5 protein-coding genes are annotated in these 5,477 nt (G+C 61.1%); all 5 read right to left on the bottom strand.

All coding sequences use genetic code 11. The features are described 5' to 3' along the window. Positions 1 to 173: 173 nt before the first annotated feature. From ACFC3J_RS21855 to ACFC3J_RS21835, 5 genes are read right to left on the bottom strand one after another with little or no spacing between them, the layout of a single operon-like run. Entirely contained in the window at positions 174 to 1,430 is a 1,257-nt protein-coding gene (locus tag ACFC3J_RS21855) for a phage major capsid protein (RefSeq protein WP_375198064.1), read from the bottom strand. A gap of 11 nt (positions 1,431 to 1,441) precedes the next feature. Next, positions 1,442 to 2,317: a head maturation protease, ClpP-related gene (locus ACFC3J_RS21850; RefSeq protein WP_375198063.1), complete on the bottom strand. Its 876-nt coding sequence runs from the start codon at positions 2,315 to 2,317 to the stop codon at positions 1,442 to 1,444. After that, positions 2,307 to 3,617 (bottom strand): phage portal protein, encoded by a 1,311-nt coding sequence (locus ACFC3J_RS21845; RefSeq protein WP_375198062.1) that lies wholly within the window; start codon positions 3,615 to 3,617, stop codon positions 2,307 to 2,309. Before ACFC3J_RS21845 ends, ACFC3J_RS21850 begins: the two co-directional genes overlap by 11 nt. Positions 3,618 to 3,625: 8 nt before the next feature. Continuing rightward, a complete protein-coding gene (locus ACFC3J_RS21840) occupies positions 3,626 to 5,143 on the bottom strand; it encodes a terminase large subunit (RefSeq protein WP_375198061.1) in 1,518 nt (505 codons plus the stop codon). After that, complete coding sequence (locus tag ACFC3J_RS21835) at positions 5,140 to 5,355, bottom strand: hypothetical protein (RefSeq protein ID WP_375198060.1); 216 nt, start codon at positions 5,353 to 5,355, stop codon at positions 5,140 to 5,142. Before ACFC3J_RS21835 ends, ACFC3J_RS21840 begins: the two co-directional genes overlap by 4 nt. Between the last annotated feature and the right edge of the window lie 122 nt (positions 5,356 to 5,477).

Below are 5,477 nucleotides of genomic sequence, written 5' to 3'. Positions count from 1 at the left end.
GGGTGGCTCATATCGATGCCGGTGGCGATGGCGGGCTCGATGATGGCGCCCGAAGCGGCCACTTCCGTGGCGGGAGCAAGCTTTTCCGCCCCATCGGCGGTTTTCTTGGTCGCAGTCATGCTGATCTCCTCTGTTGGGCCGGATATCAATCCGGCCCCGACTTTCCCCGCGCGTTACGAAGCGGCCTGCTTGAGAGCCCGCATATATTCGGGGTTCTGCACACCACCGCCCACGCGCTTCGTCGTGTAGAAGTGGACGAACGACTTGTTGGTGTAGGGGTCGCGCAGCACGCGGATGCCAACGCGATCGACCACCAAATAGGTCGCCGCCATGTCGCCGAAGAGGATCGAGACGTTGCTGGCGGCGATGTTCGGCATGCCCGGCACTTCGATCACCGGATAGCCGGCAAGGGTGGACGGCTCCCCCGCCACAAAGGACGGCTGCCAGATGTAATTGTTCTGACCATCCTTGAGCTTGCGAAGCTTCCCGAGCGACGAGCGGTTTAGGTAAAATTTCGCGTTTCCGCTCCGTTCGCTGGGGAGCGAATAGATCAGGTCGACAATCTCGTCGGAGGTGACCGCGGCGGCGCCGGCAGCGTTCGTCAGCTGGATGGCGCCGAACGGATGCTTTGCGGCGTTCGCAGCGCCGGTAACGTAGGTTAGGATGCCGAACGGCTTGTTGGTTCCGTTGCCGGACAAGAACGCGATATTTTCCTGGATCGCGAATTCGCCGTCGACCTCGTCGCCCAGCCACTGCTCCAGATCGATCGCGACATCATCCAGGGCGGTCTGCGTGATTGCCGGGTTGGCGTAGATTTCGCCGGGCGTGAAGGTGAGGGTGGTCAGGCCGGGGGTGGCAGTTTCGGGACGCGCCGCGGTCTCACCAACCCAGCCGCTGCCGATCACGCCGTCGTTGTAGACACGCGAAAAGCCGGGGCCACTGATGCTGATAACCTGGGCATTTGCGCGAATGGGGGAAAGCTGCTTCAGCTTGTTGGTGATGGTGCGGTCCCATTCGATCGGCGCGAGATAACCGCCGTCGGTTGCGGTGCCGACCGACATGGCTGCCGTGATCTCACCCTTCCGCATATGGGCCTTGAACGCGGAAACATATTCCGGATTGGTCGGCTCCATATCGCCGGGGGCGCCGCCGTTAAGCTTGACCGCGGCGATCTGCTTGGCCTGATCGTCGACGGCTGCCGTGATTTCATCGAGCGACGCATTGATCTTGTCCAGCTTTTCGGTGGTGAGGACGTCGACCTTGCCGGCCTTGATCTCATCCAACTGCTGCGTGTGCGCCGTCTTGAACGCCTCGAAAGCGGTTGCCAGTTCGGCGATCGATGCAGGGGTCTTCGGCTGGGCTTCAGCGCGCACGGCGATGAGGCCCCGGCCCAGCGCGGTGGCACCGCGCAGGTTCTTCGTCATGTTCATGTCTATTTCCTCTAGACTTTGAGGGCTGCAAGGAGCGGGGAGATATCCGGCTCCGGGTCATCGCCAGCGTTCTGCATGGCAGGGTCGGGGTCGCCAGCGCGAGGCTTGGCGGTCCCTATCGCGCGATACAGTTCGCGCCGCTCGGATCGCGGCATCTTGTGCTTCGCGAGAAACTGATCGAGCGTTTCCTTGTCGCTCGGGAATTGTTCGGACGCGGCAACATAGACCGGCATGGCTGCCTCACGGTCCATCAGCAAATCGGCGAGGCCGGCATCGATGGCCTCTTGCCCCGTGAAATATTGATCCTTGCCTTCGATCATCGCGGCGAAGTCGGAGGCGGGGCGACCGGAGCGAGCGGCATAGGTCGCACACATTGCGGCGTCGATATGGGTCAGGGTATCAATGGCGTCGCGCATATCGGACTTTGTGCCAAGGAAGAGGCCGCGCGCTTCATGGATCATGATTTCAGCATTTGCGGCGATGGCGATCGTATCGCCAGCCATGGCGATGACTGAAGCAGCCGAGGCGGCGACACCCAAAACCTCGACATCGACGGCAGCGTCATGCCGGCGCAGGAGGTTGTAAATTGCCACGCCCTCGAAATAATTTCCGCCAGGCGAATTGATCTCGACCGTAACGGGCCTCCCCTGAAGTTGCCGCAGCGCCGCAGCTATCCGCTTGGCCGACACACCTCCGCCTTCACCGTCATCACCGATATAGTCGAAGATAGAGATGGTCGAGTTGCCGTCGGTGGCAGCCTTCACCTCGAACCGCTTGAAATCAGGCGCAAGTGCGCGCGCCTCGAACTTCCAGTCGGACCCGCTGCCGACATTGGCGATCTCTGGCGGGCGGGCTGCGTGAACAGCGAGCAAGCTATTACGCTGCATCGGTCATGTCCTCTTTTGCGATCTGGGCGGCCGTTGTTCCTGGCCTTGGCAAGTCATCGCCACCCACCTCAGGATTCAGGTCAAAATTGCCCCTGACCTCGTTCGGCTTCATCCAGCCGAAGCTGCCACCAGCCCCAAGGGCTTTGGCGAAAAATTCCGCCTGATCTTTCAGCGAGCCGCGCAGAAGGGCGCCCTCATTGATCTTGGCGTACATCGTGTCCTGCTCGCGCGGATCGAGCAGGCACATCCAGATGGCCTCTTCCCAAATGACGAACCACATCATCAGGCAATAGGTCACAAAGAATAGGCCAAGTTGCTCGATGCCGCTGCCCCAGCTGGTCTCATCGAACATGAGCAGCGGTCGGGGAACGCCACTAAAGCGCGCAATCTCTTCGGCTTCGGCCTGCATCAGCTCCCGCAACTGACTGTCCCGTGCGCTCGACGCGAAGAGCTTCGCTTTCAGGCCCTCTTCCAGGATCATCCAGTCGTCTTGAGCTTCCGCGCCAGCATAGTTTTCGCGAAGGCTTTCCTTCAGATTGCTGATCGCCTCTTCACCCAGCGTCTGCTCGGTTTCCAGGGCCCCGCGCGCCATGGATCCTTTCGTAAGGAGCCGGCCAACTGCCGACTGCGCCTTCGCTGCAATGCCCAAGGTATCGACACAGACGTCAACCAGAGACACGCCGCAAAGGCCATCCAGGCTCAACGGCGAACGGAAGTGGAAGACGTCGTCCTGCTGCAGGATTACCCGACCGCCCTTCGGACGTTCATATTCAAACGTCAGCTTAAAATCGTCTGAAAGCTTGGGCTTCACGGCGCGACGCGGGAGCGGGATCAACTCGCGGACAGCGCCGCGCGACTTCACCTTTAGCGCAAATGCATTGCCGTCGAACAGCGCCGCCAATTGCATATAGCTCTTGAACTGGCTTGCCGTCTGATAACTATTTGCCTTGCGATGCAGCACATTGAAAAGCGGATGGTCCTTTGCCTTTTCCGTTGTGCCATCCGGCCGCCGTCGCATGAGATGGATCGGCAACATGCCCATTGACCCCGCGATCAATGAAGTCGCGCGAAAGAAGGTGCTGTTACGGAGAGCCAGCCGCTCGTTGATGGCGAGACCGACTGCGCTGCCGCGACCGTCTCGCATCAGCGAAAGCAGATAGGGATCGGAAAAGTCCAAGCCACTATATGCGACTATCGGACCAGACAGATTGGGGCCGGTATGGGAAACCAACCTGCCAGGCGCGTGGGATCGCCGCCCCCCGGCAGCGCGGATGTAGTCGTTGGGCGAGATGCCGGACATTCGCCCTCCTACGCTCTGATGACGCCGCGCTTGGCGTATACTGATTGCTTCTTCGGCTCTTCGAGGGCCACCTGACCCATCGCCATCACCAGCGCGACCATGCCGTCGATCCGGCCCGCCGATTTCGCTTTGTTGAGCTTGCGGTCGCCGGCGGCGTTCTTTTCCACCACCGCATTGGCCGCACACATCGTCATCACCGGATTGCCGCCGTGAACGACCTGCTTGTTGAGAAACGCGATTTCAGTGATGTCCATGGCGGGCGCCATCGAAACATGGCCCTGACCGAACGGCTCAAAGGGCAGGCGAATGCCTAGCTTTCCGAGCTGCTGCTCCAGCGTCTTGAATCGATACCGGTCAAATCCGATCTTCGCGACATCGAGGCCTGCGCAGATGCCGCCGATCTTGGCGGCGACGAATTCATAGTCGACCGCGACGCCGGGCGTCGTTTCGATCAGGCTGTTCCTGACCCAGACATCATATGGCACGCGGTCGCGCTTGGCGTGATCCGCGACGGTGCTCGCAGGCTTCCAAAACCAGGCTTTGACATGCCAGCGACCGTCTTTTCCCTTGGCGATAAGCACGAACGCGCAAAGGTCGGTCGTCTCGGCGAGGTCGAGGCCGCCATAGACCGGGCCGGTGATAAACGCATCTTCGTCGATCTGGACGGCGCCCTCGGACCAGACGGCCGGCGAGATGAAGGGCGAGAACCGATTGACCCGCTGGTTGAGATACAGGTTGCGGAAGCCGTTTTCCGCTGACGGCATGCGCGCCGCCTTTTCGGCCGCCTGCTGCAATTCAACTTCGGATCGAAACGTGCCAAGCGCAGGGTTCGCCGCGCGGTGCGCCTCGGGGTCGAGTAGGTCACAATCTGGCGGCGCCGCATAGACGTGACAGACGATCTTCGGATCCTTGGAGCGGATCGCGTCGTCGATCTTGATCGACAGCATGTCCGCGTCGGTTGGCGCCTGGGTCGAGATGATCAGGCGTAGCGCATCGTCATAGGCGCCTGACGCCGTCTCGATCGCCTCGACGAAATCATCCTGCGGCCCGCGCACCTGGCCCAACTCGTCCAGAATCGAAAGCACCGGCGACAGGCCGTGCGAGGTGTGCCCGTCGGCAGCGAGCGCCTTATATTCGACATTCTTGGCCAGCCCAATCAGGCGTTTGCCCGACGGCACGATCCGCACGAGCTTCGACAGGTCGGGCGAGAGCGCGACCATTTTCGATGCGAGGTTGAACACCAGCGCTGCCTGGTCGCGCGATCGCGCGCCGCTGACGATCTGGCTGTTTAGCCGGGCCTCCGGGCCGGCGATGTGGGCGAGCAGGATGGCGGCGATGAGGCCGGACTTGCCGTTTTTCCGCGCTATCGAAAGGATGCCTTCGGATGTGCCGACAGGATTGTCGTAAACTTCGAGGATGAACTTCTGCTGGAACTCATCGAGCTGCATCGGCTTCCCGACCAGCTTGCCCTCCGGCACCAGGCAATATTTGTGGATGAACGCGATAACGCGTTCGCCCCGCGTCACTGGATGGTCGACGGCCTCGCCAGGAGGTCGTCCCCGTCGCCCGCCATCGGATTATGACCGGCCTCGATTTCCTTAGCCTGCTCGCGTCGCTTGTTGACGTCGCGCTGCTCACCATTCTTCGACCGATTGTCGAGGCCAAGCGCGCGGCGCAGGGTGACGATCCGGCGGGCCAGTTTGTCGCTCGCCTCGATGGTCTGCAGCATCGTCGTCACCTTCACATTTCCGCCACGGTCGACGGAGAAGGCGGCTACTGCGCGATTTTCGCATGCGCGTCATCCGTATTGTAGGACAGTTTGATCGCCGGAAGGTCAGAGGCATTCTTGACGCCTAATTC

The sequence above is a fragment of the Sphingobium sp. genome, assembly GCF_041987595.1.
Lineage (GTDB): Bacteria > Pseudomonadota > Alphaproteobacteria > Sphingomonadales > Sphingomonadaceae > Sphingobium.
The sequence above is the reverse complement of the archived record's forward strand: the minus strand, read 5'-3'. Positions and strand labels throughout refer to the sequence as shown.

Bases quoted from the DNA above. Each gene is read 5' to 3' on its own strand.
- ACFC3J_RS21855 (WP_375198064.1), bottom strand. From the start codon at position 1,430: ATGAACATGACGAAGAACCTGCGCGGTGCCACCGCGCTGGGCCGGGGC.
- ACFC3J_RS21850 (WP_375198063.1), bottom strand. From the start codon at position 2,317: ATGCAGCGTAATAGCTTGCTCGCTGTTCACGCAGCCCGCCCGCCAGAG.
- ACFC3J_RS21845 (WP_375198062.1), bottom strand. From the start codon at position 3,617: ATGTCCGGCATCTCGCCCAACGACTACATCCGCGCTGCCGGGGGGCGG.